Annotated in this window: 15 protein-coding genes; 3 read left to right on the plus strand and 12 right to left on the minus strand. The window is 72.6% G+C overall.

Features of this window, described 5'->3' with window-relative positions:
- Positions 1–125: 125 nt before the first annotated feature.
- The 3 genes from ACFYWQ_RS03160 to lepA all read right to left on the minus strand — a co-directional run bounded on the left by ACFYWQ_RS03160 (position 126) and on the right by lepA (position 6,611).
- Positions 126–2,096, minus strand: a complete 1,971-nt coding sequence (locus tag ACFYWQ_RS03160; RefSeq protein WP_389512259.1) for a SpoIIE family protein phosphatase — start codon at positions 2,094–2,096, stop codon at positions 126–128.
- Between the two features lie 338 nt (positions 2,097–2,434).
- On the minus strand, positions 2,435–4,318 hold the full coding sequence (locus ACFYWQ_RS03165) for an AMP-dependent synthetase/ligase (RefSeq protein WP_389512261.1): 1,884 nt from the start codon (positions 4,316–4,318) through the stop codon (positions 2,435–2,437).
- Positions 4,319–4,742: 424 nt separating this feature from the next.
- Positions 4,743–6,611 (minus strand): translation elongation factor 4, encoded by a 1,869-nt coding sequence (gene lepA / locus ACFYWQ_RS03170; RefSeq protein WP_389512264.1) that lies wholly within the window; start codon positions 6,609–6,611, stop codon positions 4,743–4,745.
- 220 nt (positions 6,612–6,831) lie between these two features.
- Here lepA and rpsT point away from each other — a divergent pair, with 220 nt between their 5' ends.
- The gene (rpsT, locus tag ACFYWQ_RS03175; RefSeq protein WP_015660447.1) at positions 6,832–7,098 is read left to right on the plus strand and encodes a 30S ribosomal protein S20; all 267 of its coding nucleotides are present in this window, start codon (positions 6,832–6,834) and stop codon (positions 7,096–7,098) included.
- Positions 7,099–7,413: 315 nt separating this feature from the next.
- Here rpsT and ACFYWQ_RS03180 read toward each other — a convergent pair whose 3' ends face one another.
- The 9 genes from ACFYWQ_RS03180 to leuS form a co-directional block, all read right to left on the minus strand.
- Positions 7,414–7,812 (minus strand): nuclear transport factor 2 family protein, encoded by a 399-nt coding sequence (locus ACFYWQ_RS03180; protein ID WP_389512267.1) that lies wholly within the window; start codon positions 7,810–7,812, stop codon positions 7,414–7,416.
- 162 nt (positions 7,813–7,974) lie between these two features.
- Positions 7,975–8,964 carry a DNA polymerase III subunit delta gene (holA, locus tag ACFYWQ_RS03185; RefSeq protein WP_389512269.1) on the minus strand — a complete coding sequence of 330 codons (990 nt, stop codon included), beginning with the start codon at positions 8,962–8,964 and terminating at the stop codon, positions 7,975–7,977.
- Between the two features lie 126 nt (positions 8,965–9,090).
- Positions 9,091–9,336, minus strand: coding sequence for a hypothetical protein (locus ACFYWQ_RS03190; protein WP_389512271.1), 246 nt, complete (start codon positions 9,334–9,336; stop codon positions 9,091–9,093).
- A gap of 85 nt (positions 9,337–9,421) precedes the next feature.
- Positions 9,422–10,312, minus strand: a complete 891-nt coding sequence (locus tag ACFYWQ_RS03195) for an arylamine N-acetyltransferase (RefSeq protein WP_389512273.1) — start codon at positions 10,310–10,312, stop codon at positions 9,422–9,424.
- Between the two features lie 4 nt (positions 10,313–10,316).
- Positions 10,317–12,938 carry a ComEC/Rec2 family competence protein gene (locus ACFYWQ_RS03200; RefSeq protein ID WP_389512275.1) on the minus strand — a complete coding sequence of 874 codons (2,622 nt, stop codon included), beginning with the start codon at positions 12,936–12,938 and terminating at the stop codon, positions 10,317–10,319.
- A 170-nt stretch (positions 12,939–13,108) separates the two neighbouring features.
- On the minus strand, positions 13,109–14,251 hold the full coding sequence (locus ACFYWQ_RS03205) for a helix-hairpin-helix domain-containing protein (RefSeq protein WP_389512277.1): 1,143 nt from the start codon (positions 14,249–14,251) through the stop codon (positions 13,109–13,111).
- Positions 14,252–14,430: 179 nt separating this feature from the next.
- On the minus strand, positions 14,431–15,276 hold the full coding sequence (locus ACFYWQ_RS03210; protein ID WP_389512279.1) for a DegV family protein: 846 nt from the start codon (positions 15,274–15,276) through the stop codon (positions 14,431–14,433).
- A 93-nt stretch (positions 15,277–15,369) separates the two neighbouring features.
- Positions 15,370–16,101: a hypothetical protein gene (locus ACFYWQ_RS03215; RefSeq protein ID WP_389512281.1), complete on the minus strand. Its 732-nt coding sequence runs from the start codon at positions 16,099–16,101 to the stop codon at positions 15,370–15,372.
- A 168-nt stretch (positions 16,102–16,269) separates the two neighbouring features.
- The gene (leuS, locus tag ACFYWQ_RS03220; protein ID WP_389512283.1) at positions 16,270–19,152 is read right to left on the minus strand and encodes a leucine--tRNA ligase; all 2,883 of its coding nucleotides are present in this window, start codon (positions 19,150–19,152) and stop codon (positions 16,270–16,272) included.
- Positions 19,153–19,660: 508 nt separating this feature from the next.
- On the opposite strand from leuS, the gene ACFYWQ_RS03225 reads away from it, so the two are divergent.
- Both ACFYWQ_RS03225 and ACFYWQ_RS03230 read left to right on the plus strand, forming a co-directional pair.
- The gene (locus tag ACFYWQ_RS03225) at positions 19,661–20,989 is read left to right on the plus strand and encodes a cytochrome b/b6 domain-containing protein (RefSeq protein ID WP_389512285.1); all 1,329 of its coding nucleotides are present in this window, start codon (positions 19,661–19,663) and stop codon (positions 20,987–20,989) included.
- Positions 20,986–22,596, plus strand: coding sequence for an NADH-ubiquinone oxidoreductase-F iron-sulfur binding region domain-containing protein (locus tag ACFYWQ_RS03230; RefSeq protein WP_389512287.1), 1,611 nt, complete (start codon positions 20,986–20,988; stop codon positions 22,594–22,596). Before ACFYWQ_RS03225 ends, ACFYWQ_RS03230 begins: the two co-directional genes overlap by 4 nt.
- Positions 22,597–22,771: the final 175 nt, after the last annotated feature.

The following is a 22,771-nucleotide window of genomic DNA, read 5'->3' on the forward strand; positions in this document are numbered from 1 at the left end:
CACCGGCGCTGCTCCGGGGCGGGCGGAGCGGGGCCGGGGCAGGGCGGCGCTCCGGGCGGGTCGGCCGGGGACGGGGCGGGCAGGGGCAGGGGCAGGGACCGCGCCGGCGGTCCGGCCCGCCCGGGTCACTCCGCCTGGAGCACCAGCAGGGCCAGGTCGTCCTCGGGCGGCGCGTGGCCGAAGTCGTGGACGAGGCGGCGGATGCGGTCGGCGATCAGGTCGGCGCCGAGGCCGGCGCAGCCGGAGAGTGCGGCGGCGAGGCCGTCGCCGTCGTCGAACTGGCGGGAGCCGGAGCGTCGTTCCGTGACGCCGTCGGTGACGCACAGCAGGCTGTCGCCGGGCCGCAGGTCGAGGGTCTCGCTGATGTAGGTGGCGTCCTCGATCACCCCGAGGAGGGTCTGCGGCTGCGCGGCCGTGGTGACGCCGCCGTCGGGGCCGAGCAGCAGCGGCAGCGGGTGGCCGGCGGAGGCGAGGGTGCAGCGGACGCCGCCCTCGAAGGGGGCCAGCTCGCCGTAGAGGAGGGAGAGGAAGCGGGTCTGCGGGCCGTCGGCGGGTCCCGCGGGGCCGACGAAGGCGCGGGCGGCGGCGTCGGCGGCCTCGGTGGCGTCGTCGAGGAGGAGCTGGTTGAGGCGGTCAAGGACGTCGGCGACGCCGTAGCCCTCGCGGGCCAGCAGCCGCAGCCAGGGGCGGGCCAGGCCGATGACGACGGCCGCCTCGGGGCCCTTGCCCTGCACGTCACCGACGGCGAAGCACCAGCGGCCGTCGCCCGCCGGGAACAGGTCGTAGAAGTCGCCGCTCGGCCCGCCCTTCTCGCGCGGCTCGTGGACGAGGGCGCTGCGCAGCCCGGGGATCTGCGCGACCGCGCCGGGCAGCAGTCCGCGCTGGAGGACGGCGCTGATGGTGGCCTGCCGGGCGTACTGGCGGGCCGCGCCGATGGCGAGCGCCACCCGGCGGCCGAGGTCCTCGACCAGCCCGGTGACCTCGTCGGGGAAGCGCAGCAGCCCGACGCGCCCGATGACGAGCGTGCCGAGCGGGCGGCCGCCGGCGACCAGCCGGTAGGCGAGGGAGGCGCCCTGCGGGCCGAGCCCGGTGTCCGGCCAGGGGTGGGCGGCGGGCCCGGAGCGCAGGCCGTCGGACGGGAGCGGCGGATCCTTCTCCAGGGCTCGGCGGAGTTCCTCGACGTGGTTCTCGCTGACGTGCCAGACACCGGACAGCCACGGACCGGGTCCGCCCGCGCCACCACCGGGAGCGCCGTTGCCGCCGGCGGAGGCGCCCCCGCCGGCGCCGCCCCAGCCGCCTCCGCCGCCCGGGTGGCCGGACGCCCAGCGCCCGCTGACCTCGTCCTCCAGCCACACCGCGCACCAGTCGGCGAGGCGCGGCACGATCAGCTGGCCGGTGAGCGAGGCGACCAGGTCCTCGTCGAGCTGCCCGGCGAGCAGGTCGGAGGCCTCGGCGAGGAAGGACAGGGCGCCCCGGCCCAGCCAGTCGTGGTCGCGCGCGGAGGGCCGGGGATCGGGGGCGAGGGCCCCGGCGAAGGCGAGCGAGGCGGCGGGGGCGCCGGTGGCGGCGGCCGCGCGGGGCTGCGCGGGATCCCCTTCGTCGAGCACCACTCCGGGCAGCAGCCGCGCCCACACGGTCTTCGTGCCCCTGCGGTACGTCACTCCCCAGGCGTCGGCCAGGGCGGCGACCAGGCGCAGTCCCCGGCCGTACTCGGGGGTCTCGGGGGCGGACTCGGCGGTGCCGTCGCGGGGGGCGCGGGAGGGGTGGTGGTCGGTGACCTCCACGACGACCGCGCAGCTCTCGGGCTCCGTCTCGAGCCGGCAGACCAGGTCGACGTCGGTGCCGGCGTGCACGACGGCGTTGGTGACCAGTTCGCTGACGACGAGTACGGCCGCCTCCCCCAGGTCCTGGGCGAGGGGGCCGGTGAGGCCGAGGTCGGTCCACTCCGCCAGCGCGGCGCGTACGAGGTCACGGGCGGCGCCGGGCGCGAGGGAGCCACCGGACAGGGTCGCGTGCTTCGCCGGTTGTCCAACCCCGTGCGCGGGCGCACCACCGGGCCGGGACGCGGTCTCACGTTGCGTCGGAATGGCCCCCATGGGCAGCTCCCCGGACGGTCGGACGACGGTGCTCGGTATGCAGACAGTTCACGCCTGAACCAATGCCGACAGAGTGACAGACCGACCCCGCCCATAAGCAACGAGTTACCGAAGTGGGCCGTGATGGGGGAGAACAGTGCTTCGTAAGTGGTCGAAGACTGGCCGTTCCCGACCGGATCTCCGATCACTGCGCCCACTTCCGCACAGAGGCTCGACGCGGGACACCGCGGCCCGACGCGGGACACCGCGCGGGCGGCCACCGCACCCCGGTGGCCGCCCGTCCTCGTCCGTCGGCCCTCTTCCCTCGTCCCGCGTCCGTCGTCCGTAGCCGTGACCGGCTACGCCTCGCGCGCCCCCGCGTACATCTCGTCGATCAGCTGCTTGTACTCCCGCTCCACGACCGGCCGCTTCAGCTTCAGGCTCGGCGTGATCTCACCGTGCTCCACGTCCAGGTCGCGGGGCAGCAGCCGGAACTTCTTGATGGTCTGCCACCTCTGGAGCCCCGCGTTGAGCTGCTGGACGTACCCGTCGACGAGGGCGACCGTCTCGGGCGCGGCCACCACCTGCGCGTACGTCTTCCCGCCGAGCCCGTTCTCCTCGGCCCAGGCCAGGATGGACGGCTCGTCGAGGGCGATCAGCGCGGTGCAGAAGTTCCGGTCGGCGCCGTGGACGAGGATGTTCGAGACGTACGGGCACACCGCCTTGAACTGCCCCTCGACCTCGGCCGGCGCGATGTACTTGCCGCCGGACGTCTTGATGAGGTCCTTCTTGCGGTCGGTGATGCGCAGGTAGCCGTCGGGCGAGAGCTCGCCGATGTCACCGGTGTGGAACCAGCCGTCGGCCTCCAGTACCTCGGCGGTCTTCTCGGGCAGCCCGTGGTAGCCCTCCATGACGCCGGGGCCGCGCAGCAGGATCTCGCCGTCGTCGGCGATGCGCACCTCCGTGCCGGGCAGCGGCTTGCCGACCGTGCCGGTGCGGTACGCCTCGCCGGGGTTCACGAAGGAGGCCGCCGACGACTCGGTCAGGCCGTAGCCCTCCAGGATGTGGATGCCGGCGCCGGAGAAGAAGAAGCCGATCTCCGGCGCGAGCGCCGCGCTGCCGGACACGCACGCCCGCAGGTTCCCGCCGAACGCCTCGCGGATCTTCGCGTACACGAGCGCGTCGGCCACCTTGTGCTTGGCGCCGAGCCCGAACGGCACGGAGGCCGTCCCGGTGCGCCGGAAGTTGTCCTGCGCCACCTTGGCGTACTCGCGGGCGACCTCCGCCGCCCACTGGAAGATCTTGTACTTGGCGGCGCCGCCCGCGCGGGCCTTGGCGGCGACCCCGTTGTAGACCTTCTCGAAGATGCGCGGCACGGCCGCCATGTACGTGGGCTGCACGACCGGCAGATTCTCGATGATCTTGTCGACGCGGCCGTCGACGGCCGTGACGTGACCGGCCTCGATCTGGCCGGAGGTGAGCACCTTGCCGAAGACGTGCGCCAGCGGCAGCCACAGGTACTGCACGTCGTCGGCGGTGACCAGCCCGGTCGCGGCGATCGCCTTCGCCATGTACGACCAGTTGTCGTGCGGCAGGCGCACACCCTTCGGCCGGCCGGTGGTGCCGGAGGTGTAGATGAGGGTGGCGAGCTGGTCCCGGGTGATCGCGCCGACCCGCTCCTCGATCAGCCGCGGGTCCTGCTCCAGACGGGCCGCGCCGCGCTTCTCCAGCTCGTCGAGGGTGAGGATCCAGTCGGCGGTCTCCACGCTCTCCAGACCCGCCGGGTCGACGACGACGACATGGGTCAGGTCCGGCAGCTCGGCGCGCTTCTCCACCGCCTTGGCGAGCTGCGCCGCGTCCTCGGCGATCAGCACCCGGCTCTCGGAGTCGGAGAGGATGTACGCCGATTCCTCGGCGTTGGTCTGCGGATAGACGGTGGTGGTGGCGGCCCCCGCGCACATGATGCCGAGGTCCGCGAGGATCCACTCGATCCGGGTGGAGGAGGCGAGCGCCACCCGCTGCTCGGGCCGGACGCCCAGCTCGATCAGACCGGCCGCGATGGCGTACACCCGCTCGGCCGACTGCGCCCAGCTCAGCGACTTCCAGTCGTCCGGCCCCTGGCCGGCCGGGCCCGGTACGGGATAGCGGTACGCCTCCGCGTCCGGCGTGGCCGCCACGCGCTCCAGGAAGAGGCCCGCGACGGACTGCGGACGGTTCTCGATCAGTGTCTGTGTGTCGCTCACGACATCCTCCGGGGCCCGCGACGGTGCGGCTGGCTCAGTGCGACGGTCGTCTGACTCTGTGTTGTCTGGCTCTGTGTTGTCTGGCTCTGGTGTCTGGCTCTGGCGTCTTGCTCGGTCGTCTTGTTCTGCGTTCTTACTCGGTCGTCTTGTTCTGTTGTCTGGCTCTGGCGACTGCTCGGTCGTCTTGCTCTGCGCTCTTGCTCGGTCGTCTTGCTCTGTGGTCCGACTCTGTGGTCCGGCTCTGTTGTCGCTCCGCTGTCCGGCTCCGTTGTTTAACTCGCGAGTAACTAGCGAGCAGGGTTCAGGGTAAGGGGCGACCGCCCGGCACGTAAGGGGCCACGTACTGTCACTTTCTACAAGTCAACGGAACGGGGCCCGCCGCGCAACCGCGCGACGGGCCCCGGAACCGGGCGGGAGGGACGGGCTACTTCTTGCCCTTGCCCGATCCCGCGCTGTCGTCACTGGACAGGACCGCGATGAAGGCCTCCTGCGGAACCTCCACGGAACCCACCATCTTCATCCGCTTCTTGCCCTCCTTCTGCTTCTCCAGCAGCTTCCGCTTACGGGAGATGTCACCGCCGTAGCACTTGGCGAGGACGTCCTTGCGGATGGCGCGGATGGTCTCGCGGGCGATGACCCGCGAACCGATGGCGGCCTGGATGGGCACCTCGAACGCCTGCCGCGGGATCAGCTCGCGCAGCTTGGCGACGAGCCGCACGCCGTAGGCGTAGGCGGCGTCCTTGTGGGTGATCGCCGAGAAGGCGTCCACCTTGTCGCCGTGCAGCAGGATGTCCACCTTGACCAGGCTGGAGGTCTGCTCGCCGGTGGGCTCGTAGTCCAGGGACGCGTAACCACGCGTCTTCGACTTCAGCTGGTCGAAGAAGTCGAAGACGATCTCGGCGAGCGGCAGGGTGTAGCGGATCTCGACCCGGTCCTCGGACAGGTAGTCCATGCCGAGGAGGGTGCCGCGCCGGGTCTGGCACAGCTCCATGATCGAGCCGATGAACTCGGTCGGGGCGAGGATCGTGGCGCGTACGACCGGCTCGTACACCTCGTTGATCTTGCCCTCGGGGAACTCGCTCGGGTTGGTGACGGTGTGCTCGCTGCCGTCCTCCATCACGACCCGGTAGACCACGTTCGGCGCGGTGGCGATCAGGTCGAGCCCGAACTCGCGCTCCAGCCGCTCGCGGATCACGTCGAGGTGGAGCAGGCCGAGGAAACCGACGCGGAAGCCGAAGCCGAGGGCCGCGGAGGTCTCCGGCTCGTAGACGAGCGCGGCGTCGTTGAGCTGGAGCTTGTCGAGGGCCTCGCGCAGCTCGGGGTAGTCGGAGCCGTCCAGCGGATACAGACCGGAGAAGACCATCGGCTTCGGGTCCTTGTAGCCGCCCAGGGCCTCGGTGGCGCCCTTGACCTGGCTGGTGACGGTGTCACCGACCTTGGACTGGCGGACGTCCTTCACACCGGTGATCAGGTAGCCCACCTCGCCGACGCCCAGACCGTCGGCGCCGAGCATCTCCGGCGAGTTCGTCCCGATCTCCAGCAGCTCGTGCGTGGCGCCCGTCGACATCATCCGGATGCGCTCGCGCTTGTTGAGCTGCCCGTCGATGACACGGACGTACGTCACCACGCCCCGGTACGAGTCGTACACGGAGTCGAAGATCATCGCGCGCGCCGGGGCGTCCTTCACCCCGACCGGGGGCGGGATCTCGGCGACCACCTTGTCGAGCAGGGCCTCGACCCCGAGACCGGTCTTCGCGGAGACCTTCAGCACGTCGCCGGGGTCGCACCCGACGAGGTTGGCGAGCTCCTCGGCGAACTTCTCGGGCTGCGCGGCCGGCAGGTCGATCTTGTTGAGCACCGGGATGATCGTGAGGTCGTTCTCCATCGCCAGGTACAGGTTGGCGAGGGTCTGGGCCTCGATGCCCTGGGCGGCGTCCACCAGGAGGATGGTTCCCTCACAGGCGGCGAGCGACCGCGAGACCTCGTAGGTGAAGTCGACGTGCCCCGGGGTGTCGATCATGTTGAGGATGTGCGTGTTGCCCTTGTCCTGGGTGGGCGCCCAGGGCAGGCGCACGGCCTGGGACTTGATCGTGATACCGCGCTCGCGCTCGATGTCCATGCGGTCGAGGTACTGGGCACGCATCTGCCGCTGCTCGACCACACCGGTCAGCTGGAGCATCCGGTCGGCGAGCGTGGACTTGCCGTGGTCGATGTGCGCGATGATGCAGAAATTGCGGATCAGCGCCGGGTCGGTACGGCTCGGCTCGGGCACATTGTTAGGGGTCGCGGGCACGCAGGGTCCTGTCTCTTGAGGCGCCTTATGCCTCGGGTCGGATCTATACGTAGGCTCCATGGTCCCACGCGCGGCGACCGGAAGCCGGTTTGGGCCGTTCTCCGGGCCACTGGTAGCCTGGGTGGCTGTGTCTCATGCCCTCTCAGCACGAGGCACGTCCAAGAAATCACCTGGTACGGGACCCTCGCGGCCCCGTGCCTGAACCTGTAAAGGCTCATTCGTGGCGAACATCAAGTCCCAGATCAAGCGGATCAAGACCAACGAGAAGGCCCGGCTGCGCAACAAGGCCGTCAAGTCCTCCCTGAAGACCGCGATCCGCAAGGCCCGTGAGGCCGCTGCCGCGGGTGACGTCGAGAAGGCCACCGAGTACCAGCGCGCCGCCGCGCGTCAGCTCGACAAGGCCGTCTCCAAGGGCGTCATCCACAAGAACCAGGCCGCCAACAAGAAGTCGGCGCTTGCTTCCAAGGTCGCGTCCCTCAAGGGCTGAACCTCCTTCTTGATCTGACCGGTCCCCGGCTCACCAGGGACCGAACCACCGGAAGGACCCAGAGCGGGCCCTCTCTCATCCGCTCCCGACCGGAACCCACGGATCCGCGCGCGGCCTGCGTTCGCCACGCGGGCGCGGATCCAGCAGCGTGAACCGAAGGCCCCGGCTCCCCCACCCTTCCCCAGGGCGGGAGCCGGGGCCTTCGGCGTGTCCGCCGAGGACGGCGGAGAAGCGCCGCCGGTGGGGCGCGACGGAGGGGAGGCGTGACGGAAGGGCGCGGCCGAGGAAGGGCGTGCAGGAGGGGGTGCGGCGCGGTCACGACCAGAACGCGTCGCTCTTGTCCATGTCCTCGACGCACTCGTCGAGATCGGTGATCTTTTCCCCGACGATCCGGAAGACGATCCCTCCGTTCTCGTCGATGTGCCTGACGCCGCGGTCCGCCGTGACCCGGTGGACGGAGACGGCGTGCCCACGGCCGTCGACGAACACATTGAGCAGGGCGACCCGGAACGACCCGTCCGTCTCCGAGAAGAGCCGGCGGTAGTACCCGTCGATGATCGAGTCGATCCCCTTGTGATCACCCGACAGCGGATGGGAGCCGGGCACATGGTGCGTGCAGTCCCCGGTCATCGTGGCGCGAAGGCTGTCCATGTCTCCCCGCATGAAAGCGTCGTAGCCCTTGCGGACGAGCAGCGCGTGCGGGTGTTCAGCCATGACGACCGCCACCTTCCCCACTCCGGCGATGAACGGCTGACACGCACGATTCTCCTCCGCCGGGAGCGAGGGGCCACTGGAGACCGGCGCGGCGCGGGCCTTCCAGGCGAGGGTCTTCCAGGCGCGGGTCTTCCAGGCGAGGGCGTCCCAGGCGCGGGCCTTCTAGACGCGGCCCCGGGAGCGAGCCGCCCGTGCGATCGTCACCACGGCCTTCTCCAAGGCGTACTCGGGATCGTCCCCGCCGCCCTTGACGCCCGCGTCGGCCTCGGCCACGGCCCGCAGCGCGGCCGCGACCCCGTCCGGTGTCCAGCCCCGCATCTGCTGGCGCACCCGGTCGATCTTCCACGGCGGCATGCCCAGCTCCCGCGCGAGGTCCGCCGGCCGGCCGCCGCGCGCGGAGGACAGCTTGCCGATCGCCCGCACCCCCTGCGCGAGCGCACTGGTGATCATCACGGGAGCGACGCCGGTGGCCAGCGACCAGCGCAACGCCTCCAGCGCCTCGGCGGCCCGCCCCTCCACCGCCCGGTCGGCGACGGTGAAGCTCGACGCCTCGGCCCGCCCGGTGTAGTACCGCCCGACGACCGCTTCGTCGATGGTCCCCTCGACATCCGCGACCAGCTGCGAAACGGCGGACGCCAGCTCCCTCAGATCGCTGCCGATCGCGTCGACGAGCGTCTGGCACGCCTCGGGCGTGGCCGACCGCCCGGTCGCCCGGAACTCCTGGCGCACGAACGCCAGCCGGTCCGCCGGCTTGGTCATCTTCGGACAGGCCACCTCGCGCGCCCCCGCCTTGCGCGCGGCGTCCAGCAGTCCCTTCCCCTTGGCGCCGCCCGCGTGCAGCAGCACGAGCGTGATCTCCTCGGCGGGCGCCCCGAGATACGCCTTCACGTCCTTGACCGTGTCGGCGGACAGGTCCTGCGCATTACGGACGACCACGACCTTGCGCTCCGCGAACAGCGAAGGGCTGGTCAACTCGGCGAGCGTGCCCGGCTGCAACTGGTCCGAGGCCAGATCACGCACATCCGTGTCGGCATCGGCCGCCCGCGCGGCGGCCACCACCTCCTGCACGGCACGGTCGAGCAGAAGGTCCTCCTGCCCCACGGCCAGCGTCACGGGAGCAAGAGGGTCGTCATTCGCAGTCTTCCTGGGCATCGGGTAAAGCATGGCACGCGGCACCGACAGCCCCGGCCTGCCAAGGGACTCCCCGGCCTACCAGGGGGCTCTCCCTCCCCCCTCCCCCTCCGCCCGCCCTCCCCAGCCCTCCCCTCCCCGAGCCTCCTACGGCTCCTCCCGCCACCCCTCCCACTCCCCCGCGAACGCGTCCAACTCCTGCGGGTCGAGGCGCTCTTCCTCGTCCCGCAGTACGACCAGCCACTGCGCGTCCTCCGCGTCGTCCTCCCCGGCCAGCGCGTCCCGGACGACCTGTGGCTCCTCCCGCAGCCCGAACCGCTCCGCGAGCGCCTCGACCGCCTCCTCGGCGGCGTCACGATCGGGCAGCACCAGCACATGTCTCACATCGCTCACGCAGCCATTTTCGGCTACGCCCCACACCACCGGCCCCCAGCCCCGGTCCCTCGGCACCGGCACCGGCACCGGCGCCCGGCGCCGGCTAGACAGCCGTCCCCGCCGCCCGCACCACCGGCACCCGGTCCAGGGAGATCCCGAACCGCTCCCGGTAGACGGCCAGTACCTCCTCGTCCCCCGCCACCTCCCGCTCCTCGCTGCTCCCGTCGGCGGACGTCGTCTTCAGCCGACGCCCGCTGAGCGTGATCCTTCCTCCCTCCTGGGTGACCCGCGAACACACCAGCGATCTCGTGAAGTGCGAGTCCGGCGAGGTCCGGTGCCACCAGGCTCCGGCAAGGAAGTCGCCCAGCAGCCGGGGCCGCACCTCCAGCCGGTAGGCACGCGTGCCGTTGCGGTGGACGTCCACGTCGGCGCCCGGGGCTCCGTTCCCGGATCCGGCGAGCCGTCCGGCCCCGCCCTTCACCCCGGCCGCGTCCGGTCCGGCCTCCGCGATCCGGAACAGGCCCCCGGGATCCTGCTGTTCGCCCCGGTGCTCCCACCGGAGCGGGTAGTGGCTGTGCGCCCCGAACCCGACGTCCGCCAGCCACTCCCCGGCGTCCACCGTCCGCACCAGCAGCGCGAGGTGGTCATAGGGGATCCCGAGCCGCCCCTCCTCTCCGTACACCCGTCCCGCGAGCAGTGTCACGTCGAAGCCCACCGCCCGCAGCAGCGCCGAGAACGCCCCGTTCAGCTCGTAACAGAACCCGCCCCGCCCCGCCACCACCACCTTCTCGACCAGCCGCTTCTCCTCCAGCACGATCTCCTCGCCGAGATGGATCGAGAGGTTCTCGAACGGGACGGTCTGCAGGTGCCGCAGTTGCAGCTCCCGCAGCACGTCGGCGGTGGGCCATGCCGGATACGCGACCCCGAGGCGGCGCAGATAGGCGTCCAGCAGGGGGGCGTCGAGGGTCGAGGTGTCGACCTGGGCGGAGTGCATGCCCTCAGTCTCCCGCCACCCGCAGCTCCGCGCCCGTACCGGCGACCGCGAGTGCCCCGTCCAGGTCGGTCCGCAGCACCGTCGCCCCTGTGGCCCGCAGCGCCGCCACCGTGCCGGGAGCGGGATGCCCGTAGGGGTTGTCCTCGCCGCACGAGATCAACGCCAGCCGCGGCGCCACCGTCCGTATCAGGTCCGGGTCCTGGTAGGCCGAGCCGTGGTGGGCCACCTTCAGTACGTCCACCCCGCCGAGCAGCCCGGCCGCCGGAGACCGTGCCAGCGCCCGCTGCGCCGGCGGTTCCAGGTCCCCGAGCAGCAGCATCCGCAGCCCGCCCGACCGCACCAGCAGCGTCACGCTCGCGTCATTCGGCCCTTCCGGCTCGGGCACCGCACGTCCTGGGGGTGTCTCCCCTCCCGGACGCCGCCCGGTGCCGGCGGGAGGCCACAGCACCTCCCAGTCGAGGCCGCCGAGACGCCGCCGCTCCCCCGCCGCCGCGCGCGCCAGCGGAATCCGCCGTTCCCGTGCCTCCCTCCGTACGGACTCCACCTGGTCCACCGGTTCCTCGAACCCCGTCGTCTCGATCGCGCCCACCGACCGCCCCCGCAGCACGCCCGGCAGTCCCGCGACGTGGTCGGCGTGGAAGTGGGTGAGCACGACGAGGGGGATCCTGGTGATGCCGAGCGTGCGCAGGCACCGGTCGACCCGTGCCGGATCGGGTCCGGCGTCCACCACCACGCCGGTCCCGGCGCCCGCCGCGAGGACCGTCGCGTCGCCCTGGCCCACGTCGCACAGCGCCAGCCGCCAGCCGGGAGGCGGCCACCCGGTGATCACCCGGGTCAGGGGTGGCGGCTGCGTCACCACGAGCAGGAGCAGCACCCCGCAGGCCGCGCACCACCCGGGATGCCGCAGCATCCGCCGGCCGAGCGGCACCGCACCGGCCGTGGCGAGGGCCAGCAGCAGCGCCCCGCCCCAGCCCTCCGGCCAGTCCACCCCCGCTCCGGGCAGCGCCGCGCCGGTCCGTGCGACGCCCGCGATCCACTCGGCGGGCCAGCTCGCGCACCAGGCCAGTGCCTCGGCCACCGGCAGGGCCACCGGCGCCGCCGCCAGCGCCGCGAATCCCAGCACGGTGGCGGGTGCCACCGCGAACTCCACGAGGAGGTTGCACGGCACCGCGACCAGGCTCACCCGTGCCGACAGCACCACCACGACCGGCGCGCACACGACCTGCGCGGCACCCGCGGCCGCCAGGGCCTCCGCGAGCCGTGGCGGAACCCGGCGCCGCCGCAGCGCGGCGCTCCAGCGCGGCGCCAGCGTCAGCAGCGCTCCGGTGGCCAGCACCGACAGCAGGAACCCGTAACTCCTGGCCAGCCACGGGTCGTACAGCACCAGCAGCAGCACCGCCGTCGCCAGCGCCGGGATCAGGGACCTGCGGCGGCCGGTCGCGAGGGCGAGCAGCACCACGGCTCCGCAGGCCGCCGCCCGCAGCACGCTCGGATCGGGCCGGCACACCACGACGAATCCGAGGGTGAGTGCTCCGCCGAGCAGCGCGGTCGTGCGGAGCGGGATGCCGAGCCGGGGTGCCAGGCCGCGGCGCTCGACGTGCTGGGCCAGGCCGGGCGGTCCGAGGAGCAGCGCCAGCATGATCGTGAGGTTGCTGCCGGACACGGCGAGCGTGTGGGCCAGGTCCGTCTCCTTGAACGCCTCGTCCAGTTCGGAGGTGATCCGTGAGGTGTCGCCGACGACCAGCCCCGGCAGCAGCGCCCGCGCGTCGGCCGGCAGTCCGTCGGTGGCCTTTCGCAGGCCGGCCCGCAACCGTCCCGCGAACCGCTGCGCGGCGGTGGGCTCGCGCACGACCACCGGCCCGGCCCGGTCCCGTACCCGCAGCACGGCCGCGATCCGGTCCCCGCCGGTCGGCGGGGCCAGCCGTCCGCCGACCCGTACGCGGGTGGACGGCAGCAGTGCGAGCCACGACGCTCGCGTCGCTCCAGGGGGACGGTGTGCCGGCGCCTGCCGGCCGTCTCCCGTGCCGTTCCCTACGTCCCCGACGTCCACGACCACGAGCACCGGTGTCCGCGTCGCCACCGCCTCTCCGGCCCGCTTCTCGACCCGGCGCACCTCCGCGTCGACGAGGACGGAGTCCGGGCTCATGCGGTCTCCCCGCACCCGTGGCCGGGCGAGCCGTGGATCGGAGGTGAGCTCCACCTCGGCGGTGACACCGGCGTACGCCCGCGCCAGCGCCGGCACGGGTCCGCGGTGCAGATCGGCCCCGTGCAGCCCGGCCGACGCGGCGGCCGCCGCCGCGCAGAGCAGCACCGCGGCCACGGTCGCCCGGGGTCGGCCGGCCCGTCCCTCCGGCGGCCGGCCGCCCCTCTCTCCCCGCCGTCCCTGCCGCTGCCTCCGTTCCTGCTCCCGTTCCTGCTTCCATTTCTGCCCCCGCCCGAGCGCGAGGAGGACGCCGGCGGCGAGCGCGCAGGCGAGCGCGACGCCGGTCACCGTCCGCGGTGACGCGTCCAGCGTCGACGCCGCGGTCGCCCAGGCCGCGAGCGCGGGCGGCACGAGCCGCAGATCCACCGGTCCTTCCTGGCGCGGGTGAGCTGCCCCCAGCCGTTTCCCGGACGCGATGTGCACGGCCTTGCGAGAACGAGGGCCTGGACCGTCCGTGCCGACTGCGCCGCTTGTGCCACCGGTGACACCCCTGCCACCTGTGCCACCCGTGTGGGCCGGTGGGACGTCGTCCTCTCCGCCGAAAGGCACGCCGTCCTCTCCGCCAGGGGGCACGCCCCGGGGTGGCCGGGCGTTCACGGCCTCACCAGGTCCCGCAGGTCGGCGAAGCGCCGCTCGCCGATGCCGTTCACGTCGCGCAACTCGTCCACGGAGCGGAACCCGCCGTGTCGCGTCCGGTGGTCGACGATGTGCTGCGCCAGTACGGGCCCGACGCCCGGAAGCGTGTCGAGCTGTTCGACGGTGGCCGTGTTGAGGGAGACCGGGCCCGCCGGTGCTCCTCCCGTCGCACCGCTCGCCACCCCCGGGCCCGCCGCCCCCGGGACCGCGCCTGCCGCGGGGCCTCCGACGACCACCTGCTCGCCGTCCACCAGGAACCGGGCCCGGTTGAGGCCGCCGGTGTCGGTCCCCGGGCGGACGCCACCCGCCGCGGTCAGTGCGTCGACGACGCGTGAACCGGCGGGCAGTCGATGGATCCCGGGGTTGCGCACCTTCCCGCTGACGTCCACCACGATCTCGGGCGCGGTCCGGGCAGCGCTGCTCCCGCCGTCCGGCGCTCCCGCCGAGGCGGCGGGCTCGGCCGGCCCGCTCCGCTCCCGCACGCCGTAGGGCGCCGCCGCCCGCACCACCTCCGGCGTCCGCACGGGCTGGGTCCGGCCGGTCCAGAAGTGCTGCACGGCGAAGGCCGCCACGGCGACCACCAGCACGGCGAGCGCGAGCACGCCCCCGCGTTCCAGTCCGCACCGCGCCTGGACCCACACGGGCATCCGCTCCCGCAGCGCGAGCCCGGCCCGCCGCCACCGGTCCCCCGGACCGCTGACGGGCCTCGCACCCTCCGCACCCTCCTCACCTTTCTCCCCCTCCCCGGTCTCCACCGGGGCAGGCGGCTCCCCCACCCGGGCGCGCGAGCGATCCACCACCCCGGCCGGAGCCGTGCCCGCCCGGGAACGCTCTTCCCGGTCCTCGGCCGCACGGAGCTGTTCACCGAAGCCCGCGCCGCTCCCCTCGGGCGGCGGCCCGGTCCCCGATTCGTCCCGTTCCTCGTCCCGGTCCCCGAACAGCAGCTCCGCCCGCCGGCGCAGTTCCTCCGCCGGGGCATGACGGTTCCTCACCCGGCCGCGTGCGGGGGGTCGTCGGAGCCGGACGCGTCCGTCGGAGCCGGGTTCGCGTCCTGGTCCGCTGGTCGGGTGCGTCGTACGTGAGCGTGATCGAAGTGCCATGCGTCGAGGATCGGGCACCGCGCCACATCGCGATGATCTTGCTCGATTTCCGTGGAGGGCGCACCGGTTGTGGATAACTCGGCCACCCGCACGAGTGACGATCAGACAGCCTTCCGCCCCGGAGCCCCCACAGCGCCCCCGCAGCGCCCCCGCAGCACCCACCGCGGGAGGGGCCGCGCTCACCGCGTCGAGACCACGGCCCCCAGCAGTCCGGGCCCGGTGTGTGCCCCGATCACCGCGCCCACCTCGCTCACATGGAGCTCGCCAAGGTTCGGCACCCGCGCGCGCAGCCGTTCCGCCAGGGCCGACGCCCGGTCCGGTGCGGCGAGGTGGTGCACGGCGATGTCGACTCGTGCGCCGTCGGCCCCGTCGGCGACCAGTTCCTCGAGGCGGGCGATCGCCTTCGACGCGGTCCGTACCTTCTCCAGGGGCTCGATGCGCCCGCCGTCGAGCTGGAGCAGCGGCTTCACCGCGAGCGCCGAGCCCAGCAGGGCCTGCGCGGCGCCGATGCGGCCACCGCGCCGCAGGTAGTCGAGGGTGTCGACGTAGAAGTAGGCGGAGGTGCCGGAGGCCCGTTTCTCCGCGGCCGTGACCGCCTCGTCGACCGTGCCGCCCGTCTCGGCGGTCTCGGCCGCGGCCAGCGCGCAGAACCCCAGGGCCATCGCGATCATGCCGGTGTCCACCACGCGCACCGGCACCGGTGCCTCGCGTGCCGCCATGACCGCCGCGTCGTAGGTGCCCGACAGTTCGGCGGACAGGTGGAGGGAGACGATGCCGGTGGCGCCGGCCTCGGCGGCCTTGCGGTAGGTCTCCGCGAAGAGCTGGGGGCTGGGGCGCGAGGTGGTGACGGAGCGTCGCTTCTGCAGTGCCTGGGCGAGGGACCGGGTCGAGATCTCGGTGCCCTCTTCGAGCGCCCGGTCGCCGAGGACGACGGTCAGCGGCACCGCGGTGATGCCGTGGCGCTCCATCGTCCGCCGCGGCAGGTAGGCCGTTGAATCCGTGACGATCGCGACATGGCGGGACATGAGCTGGAGGTTACCTGCCGTAGCGTGCGGGCGGCAGCCCGGCCCCCGCACGGCTTCGCCGGCGCCGGGCCGCGGCGGCGGCACGCCCCGGGGTCAGGTGGTGCTCTCCGGCCGGGGCTTCTTCTGCCAGGGGTAGGTGGGGCGCGGTCCGGGCGGGGTGATGGCGGGCCGTGCCGGCTGCTCCGCCGTGGGCGAGTCGGCGGTGCCGGGCCATGCCTGCTGTCCGGCGGGGCTCTCGGCGGCCGGTGCCTCGGGCCACGTCGAGGCGGGTGCGGGTTCCGGGGTGGTCCAGTGGCGCAGGGCACCGGCCTCGACGTCGATCTGGGCGCTGAGGGTGTCGAGGTCGTCGTCCGCGAAACGGCGGGCCCGGTCCCGGGCCGCCCAGCGCAACGAGTCCGCCGAGGCCGTGATCCGCTCGGTGCGCTCCCGCAGCGACGGCAGGCGTTCGGCGAGAGCGGCCCGGTCGGGCTCGGACTCCAGCCGTTTGAGTTCGCCGTCGAGCTCCGCTCCGTGCGCGCTGAGCCGCTGGAAGAGGCCGAGGGACTCCTTGAGGGACGCGTCCTCCGCCACGCCCGCGCGCAGCGCGTCCTGGGTGGCCCGCATCGAGGTGCGCAGGGTGAGCCGGAGCTGGGCGATCTCGCCTGCCGGGCCGGGCTGCGCGAAGGACTTGGCCCGCAGGGTGTGGTCCTCGACCGTGCGCCGGGCGGTGGTGAGGGTGCGGTCCACGCCGCGCTTGGCGGCGCCGACCACCTTGACCGTGGCGTAGGCGCCGAGCGCCAGGAACAGCACGAAGAGCAGGGCGACGACTGCGATCACTGCTTCCACCGGCTCCTCCTTCGTCCACCGCCTCCGGCGCACCACGCGCCGCGCGCCGCTCTTCAACGGTAAACGCAACGGGCAGGCCCGGAGTTCCTGCAGAACCCCGAACCTGCCCGTAGGGGACTACCCCGACCCGCTGCCCCGGCCTCCCCCTCCGGCCTCACACGGGACGCGTCACGCCGGGACGATGTTCACCAGCTTGGGCGCCCGCACGATGACCTTGCGGATGCCCGCGCCGCCCAGCGCGTTGACCACGTGCTCGTCGGCCAGCGCCACCTTCTCCAGCTCCTCGTCGGAGATGGCCGGCGACACCTCCAGGCGCGCCTTGACCTTGCCCTTGATCTGCACCACGCAGGTCACGGTCTCGTCGACGACGTACGCCGGGTCGGCCACGGGGAAATCCCGGTGGACGACCGAGTCGGTGTGGCCCAGCCGGTGCCACAGTTCCTCGGCGACGTGCGGGGCCAGCGGGGCGACCAGCAGCACCAGCGCCTCGGCGACCGGCCGCGGCACCGGGCCGCCGGCCTTGGTCAGGTGGTTGTTCAGCTCGGTGATCTTGGCGATGGCGGTGTTGAACCGCATGCCCTCCAGATCCCCGCGCACCCCGTCGATCGCCTTGTGCAGCGCCCGCAGCGTGTCCTCGCCGGGCTCGCCGTCGACGACGGTGACCTCGCCGGTGTTCTCGTCGACGACGTTGCGCCACAGCCGCTGCAGCAGCCGGAACTGGCCGACCACCGCGCGCGTGTCCCAGGGCCGGGAGACGTCCAGGGGGCCCATGGCCATCTCGTACAGGCGCAGCGTGTCGGCGCCGTACTCGGCGCAGATCTCGTCGGGTGTGACGGCGTTCTTCAAGGACTTGCCCATCTTGCCCAGCAGCCGGGAGACCTTCTCGCCCTGGTAGTAGTACGCGCCGTCGCGCTCCTCCACCTCGGCGGCCGGCACCGCGATGCCGCGGCTGTCACGGTAGACGTAGGCCTGGATCATGCCCTGGTTGAACAGCTTGTGGAACGGCTCCGCGGAGGAGACGTGCCCCAGGTCGTACAGGACCTTGGACCAGAAGCGGGCGTACAGCAGGTGCAGCACGGCGTGCTCGGCGCCGCCGACGTACAGGTCGACACCGCCGTGCGGCCGGCCCTCGCGCGGGCCCATCCAGTACCGCTCGATCTCCGGGTCGACCAGCCGCTCGCTGTTGTGCGGGTCCAGGTAGCGCAGCTCGTACCAGCAGGAACCGGCCCAGTTGGGCATGGTGTTGGTCTCGCGGCGGTACCGCTTCGGGCCGTCCCCCAGGTCCAGGGTGACGTTGACCCACTCCTCGTTGCGCGACAGCGGCGTCTCGGGCTGGGTGTCGGCGTCGTCCGGGTCGAAGGTGCGCGGCGAGTAGTCCTCGACCTCGGGCAGTTCCAGCGGCAGCATCGACTCGGGCAGCGCGTGGGCGACGCCGTCCTCGTCGTAGACGATCGGGAAGGGCTCGCCCCAGTAGCGCTGGCGGCTGAACAGCCAGTCGCGCAGGCGGAAGTTGACGGTGCCCTCGCCGACGCCCCGGCGCTCCATCCACTCCGTGATGCGCGCCTTGGCGTCGACGACGCCCAGGCCGTCCAGGGAGACCTCGGCGTTCGACGAGTTCACGATCTTCGCGTCGTACGACGCGAAGGCGTCCTCCCACGTCGACGTGTCCGTGCCACGGCCGTCGGACGGCTCGACGACGCAGCGGATCGGCAGTTCGAAGGCGCGGGCGAACTCGAAGTCACGGCTGTCGTGGGCCGGAACGGCCATGATCGCGCCGGTGCCGTAGCCCATCAGGACGTAGTCGGCGATGAAGACCGGGACCCGCTCGCCGTTGATCGGGTTGGTCGCGTACGCGCCGATGAAGACACCGGTCTTGTCCTTGGCCTCGGCCTGCCGCTCGACGTCGGACTTGGCGGCGGCCTGCGCGCGGTAGGCGGCGACGGCTTCGGCGGGTGACGCGTGACCGCCCGTCCACACCTCGTGCGTGCCCTCGGGCCAGGTGTCCGGGGTGAACTTCTCGACCAGCGGGTGCTCGGGCGCCAGCACCATGTAGGTGGCGCCGAACAGGGTGTCCTGACGGGTGGTGAAGACCGTGATGCGCTCGCCGTCGATCGGGAAGTCGACGCGGGCGCCCTCGGAGCGGCCGATCCAGTTGCGCTGCTGCAGCTTGATGGCTTCGGGCCAGTCCAGCCCGTCCAGGTCGTCCAGCAGCCGGTCGGCGTAGGCGGTGATGCGCATGTTCCACTGGCGCAGCTTGGCCTTGAACACCGGGTAGTTGCCGCGCTCGGAGCGGCCCTCGGCGGTGACCTCCTCGTTGGCCAGCACGGTGCCCAGGCCGGGGCACCAGTTGACGGGCGCCTCGGAGGCGTACGCCAGGCGGTACTCGCCCAGGACGTCGGCGCGTTCGCCGGCGCTCAGGTCGCTCCACGCGCGCGTGGAGCCGTCGGCGGCCGGCACGGGACGCTCACCGGAGTCGAACTGTGCGATCAGCTCGGAGATCGGGCGGGCCCTGTCCGCCTCCCGGTCGTACCAGGAGTTGAAGATCTGCAGGAAGATCCACTGGGTCCACTTGTAGTAGTCCGGGTCGATCGTGGCGAACGACCGGCGCTTGTCGTGGCCCAGGCCCAGCCGGCGCAGCTGGGCCTTCATGTTCTCGATGTTGGCTTCGGTGGAGACGCGCGGGTGCGTGCCGGTCTGCACGGCGTACTGCTCGGCGGGCAGGCCGAAGGCGTCGAAGCCCAAGGTGTGCAGGACGTTGTGGCCGGTCATACGCTGGAAACGGGCGGTGACGTCGGTGGCGATGTAGCCCAGCGGGTGCCCGACGTGCAGGCCGGCACCCGAGGGGTACGGGAACATGTCCATGATGAACTTCTCGGGCCGGGCGACCTCCGCGGGGTCCCCTGCCAGGTCACCCTTGGGGTTCGGTGCCGCGTAGGTGCCCTCGTCGTCCCAGACGTCCTGCCAGCGTGCCTCGATCTCGGCTGCCACGGCGGCCGTGTAGCGGTGCGGCGCGGCTGCCTCGGCGGCGGCAGCGGGGTTCGTCTCGCTCATGATCCTCAAAGCTCCATCGATCGTCTCTGCCAGCGGCTGTCACACTCAGGAAACGAAAAATCCCCTCGCACAGGAGGGGATGCCGCGCCGATTCCGAACCGTCCGGTCACCGGCGGTCGGGACTGATCAGCGCGGCTCGCTAAGCAGAAGGCGTACGGCACGCATGGCCTCAGGGTACCGCAGCCCCTCAGCGCGCCGCGACGGGCTTCCCCCCGGGCCCTCCCCGGCCACGGCCGGCACCGGCTTCCCTTGAGCACGGCTGAGCACGGCGCGACGCGCGTGCGTATGCCAGGTGGACACGGTGCCAACCGGCACCGGCATGAGCGAAACCGAGCCCGTTGTGCATGCAAGCCCAGGATTACTTCGCGTAACAGCCAGTAAGGGACATCACAAGAGTCACCTTGTCCTTTGATAACAACGCAATAACTCAAACCTCCTACCCATCGGTATGGCGCCACTTAGAGTGCGGCGGCGGGACCGCTTTCCCGAACTGCTCGGAGTTGCCCCCATGAACCCTCGTCGTAGTAACAGCTCGCTTCCCCAGCCGGGCCGGTCGGCCTACGGGGTGGCGACCGCTGTCGTCCTCGTCCTGATACCCGTGGTCGTGCTGGTCGGAGGCGACCGGTTCCGCGAGTTCCTGAACTTCGGCGCGGGCGTGCTGTCCCTCGTCTCGCTCAGCTGTTCGGTGATCTGGGGCCTGGTCGCGCAGGACCGGATCCTCCTCAACACGCGCCAGCGGATCATCGGCCAGGCGGTGCACCGGACGACGGCGGTCGCCTCGATCGCGTTCCTGCTGCTGCACATCACCACGAAGATCGCGCTGGAGCACACCCAGCTCATCGCCGCGATCATCCCGTTCTCGCTCGGCCTCACCGGAAGCGCCGGCCTGATCGGCCTCGGCTCCCTGGCCGGTCTGCTGATGATCTTCGTGGGCTTCACCGGCGCGCTGCGCAGCAGGTTCGCCTCCCCCGCTCCGGTCGCGGCGCGCTGGCGCGCCATGCACATGCTCGCCTATCCGGCCTGGTGCGCCGCGCTCGTCCACGGACTCTACGCGGGTCGCCAGGCCAAGCCGGTCTTCGTCATCCTGTACGGCCTCTCCCTGCTGGGCGTCATGGCGGCCCTCGCGCTGCGCGCCGCCCCGCGTCCGGTCAAGCGCGAGGTGGCCGACCGGATCGCCGCCGTCCTGGGCAGCGGCGAACCGGCGGGCCGCGACGCCCTGGACGCGAGCCGCGCGCGCGTGGCCGAGGCGTCCTCCTCGCTGCCGGGCTACGAGAACCGCCCGGGCCGCGCACCGGCGGCCGACCCGGCGGGCTCGGCCCGCAGGACCGCGCCGCCGTCGGCACCCCTGTACGACACACCGGCGTCGCCCCTGTACGACACGGCCGCGCAGGAGCCCGCGGGCGGCTTCGCGGCCGCCTACCGGGCCGTCTCCACGCCCCCGCGCGCGCAGCGGCCATTCGAGGCCGACCGGACCGCGCGCATGGACGTGCCGTTCGACATGCGGCCCACGGAGGCGATGCCCCGGGCCGACAGCGGCGGCGGCACGTCGGGCAGCTGGCCGGTCCCGTCCCCGCCACCGGTCGGCGAGGCGCCCCCGTCGGCCTACGACCCGCTCCAGGACACGGGATTCAACATCCCGGTCTACGGCAATCCGGGCGCCGGGGGATACGGCGGGAGTGATGTGTACGACACCGGTGAGACGAACACCCGGTACGACACGTACAACCCGAACGACACGTACAACAGCGGTCCCGCCGATGAACCATCACCCGGCGCGTCGTTCGACGCACCGGGTTCGGGCGAACCTTGGAACACGCCGTCCGGAGGCTATAGGTGAACGAGGCCCTGCCCGACGTCCCAGAAGTCCGCGTGGTCGGCCTTCCGCAGCTCACGTCGGGCTTCGACCTTGTCGAACGGCTCGACCTGCCCATGCACCTGAAGGTGCACGGGCCGCTGGAGCCCATGGGTGGGGAGAAGCTCGCCCAGCTCTCCGAACGCATCAACCTCAAGGGCCGCGGCGGCGCCGGCTTCCCCTTCCACAAGAAGCTGCGCTCCGTCGCCGACGCGGCGATCAAGCGCGGGGTACGGCCGGTCGTCGTCGTCAACGGCAGCGAGGACGAACCGGCCTGCCGCAAGGACACGGTGCTCATCAACCGTGCCCCGCACCTCATCCTCGACGGCGCGCTGCTGGTCGCCGAGGCGCTGGGTGCCCGCACGCTCGTGGTGGGGGTCACCCGCGAGTCCACCCAGCGGTCCATGGAGGCCGCGCTCGCCGAACGCGGCCTGAGCAACGGCCGCCGCTCGGCGCTGAAGGCGTTCGTGCAGCGCAACCCGATCCGCATGGTCACCGGCGCCGCCGCGTCGCTGATCCGTTCCATCGACGGCGGACCGGCGATCCCGCCCGGCCGCAAGGTGAGCGCCTCGCAGAACGGCGTGGGCGGCGCCCCGACCCTGCTGTCCAACGCCGAGACGTTCGCGCAGCTGGCCATCGCCGCCCGCATCGGCCCGGAGCGCTACGGCAACACCGGGCTGTACGACGAGCCCGGCACCGTCATGCTGACGGTCTCCGGCGCGGTCGCCCGCCCGATGGTGATCGAGGTCCCCACGGGCGTCCCGCTGCGCTACGTCCTCCAGCTGGCCGGCGCGCCGCCGGTCCCGCAGGGCGTGCTGACCGGCGGCTACCACGGGAAGTGGATCGACGCGGCCACGGTCGACGAGGCGGTCGTCTCCCGCAACTCCCTGGACGCCGTGGGCGGTTCGCTGGGCGCCGGCGCGATCCTGCCGATCAGCCAGGAGACCTGCCCGCTGGGCGAGTCGCTTCGGGTGGCGCAGTGGCTGGCGGAGGAGAGCGCGGGCCAGTGCGGTCCCTGCTACCTCGGCCTGCCGGCCGCGGCCCGCGGCATGGAGGACATCCTCAACGGCGGCGGCCCGGCGGCCCTGGAGGCGCTCAAGCAGGTCGCCAAGAACGTCAAGCGACGCGGCGCCTGCTCGCATCCGGACGGTTCCGCGATGTTCCTGGAGTCGACCGTCAAGGCGTTCACCGACGACCTGGCGGCGCATGTCCTCGGCAACGGCTGCGGCAGGCCCGTGGAGGGCGTTCTGCCACTCTTCGAGGGCGGCAGGGCCCCGACGGGCATCCCGGGCGGCGGAGAGCCCGCGGAGTCCGGCGACAGCCGTCAGAAGATCTTCGTGGACTGGACGCTGTGCCGCGGCCACGGCCTGTGCGCGGACATCCTCCCGGAGGTCTTCCAGCTCGGCGCCGACGGCTTCCCGACCGTCGCCCAGGCGAAGGTGCCGCGCTACGCGGAGGCGAAGGCGCTGCGCGCGGTGCGCCGCTGTCCGGCACTGGCCCTGCGCATCGAGGAGGACACCCGCGCGAAGGAGCCCTCCCGCAACCTCCCGGTCCTCTCCCAGGGCCGCGGCCGCCGCGCCCTGGGCCGCTGAGCCGGCGACCACCGGGGCCGCCGGGCCGCCGGGCCGCCGGGAGACGTGAACGGGCGGCCCGGCCGCGGGAGTTCCGCGGCCACGTGTGGACCCCGGGCCGCACCCCAGGGTCCACACGGGCCCCCACACGCGCGCGTGCTCGTGGGGGGGAACGAAAAAGATCCCGCCGGATCAT

Source organism: Streptomyces sp. NPDC003247 (genome assembly GCF_042888135.1).
In the GTDB taxonomy this organism is placed as follows: domain Bacteria; phylum Actinomycetota; class Actinomycetes; order Streptomycetales; family Streptomycetaceae; genus Streptomyces.